This is a genomic window from Cupriavidus sp. FW306-01-F10A (assembly GCF_058782785.1).
In genome coordinates this window covers 1-1,008 of sequence record NZ_JBYSYA010000057.1, presented here as the reverse complement: position 1 = coordinate 1,008, position 1,008 = coordinate 1, and the positions used below count along the sequence as shown (strand labels likewise).

General features: G+C 53.8%; 1 rRNA gene. It reads left to right on the top strand.

What is annotated here, in order from left to right:
* Positions 1-1,008, top strand: a 23S ribosomal RNA gene (locus AC3WLF_RS31320); the annotation flags it as partial.

The window sequence follows — 1,008 nt, the reverse complement described above, 5'->3', positions numbered from 1 at the left end:
GCGTGGTAGGAGAGCGTTCTGTAAGCCTGTGAAGGTGTCTTGTAAAGGATGCTGGAGGTATCAGAAGTGCGAATGCTGACATGAGTAGCGATAAAGGGGGTGAAAGGCCCCCTCGCCGTAAGCCCAAGGTTTCCTACGCAACGTTCATCGGCGTAGGGTGAGTCGGCCCCTAAGGCGAGGCAGAGATGCGTAGCTGATGGGAAGCAGGTTAATATTCCTGCACCGTCGTATGATGCGATGGGGGGACGGATCGCGGAAGGTTGTCCGGGTGTTGGAAGTCCCGGTCCCTGCATTGGAGAAGGCGCTCAGGCAAATCCGGGCGCGGGATTCAAGGATGTGGGGCGAGCGGCCTAGTGCTGCGAAGCAATTGGAAGTGGTTCCAAGAAAAGCCTCTAAGCTTCAGTCATACGAGACCGTACCGCAAACCGACACAGGTGGGCGAGATGAGTATTCTAAGGCGCTTGAGAGAACTCGGGAGAAGGAACTCGGCAAATTGGTACCGTAACTTCGGGATAAGGTACGCCCTGGTAGCTTGACTGGCCTGCGCCAGAAGGGTGAAGGGGTTGCAATAAAATGGTGGCTGCGACTGTTTAATAAAAACACAGCACTCTGCAAACACGAAAGTGGACGTATAGGGTGTGACGCCTGCCCGGTGCCGGAAGATTAAATGATGGGGTGCAAGCTCTTGATTGAAGTCCCGGTAAACGGCGGCCGTAACTATAACGGTCCTAAGGTAGCGAAATTCCTTGTCGGGTAAGTTCCGACCTGCACGAATGGCGTAACGATGGCCACACTGTCTCCTCCCGAGACTCAGCGAAGTTGAAGTGTTTGTGATGATGCAATCTCCCCGCGGCTAGACGGAAAGACCCCATGAACCTTTACTGTAGCTTTGCATTGGACTTTGAACCGATCTGTGTAGGATAGGTGGGAGGCTTTGAAGCGTGGACGCTAGTTCACGTGGAGCCGTCCTTGAAATACCACCCTGGTTTGTTTGAGGTTCTAACCTTG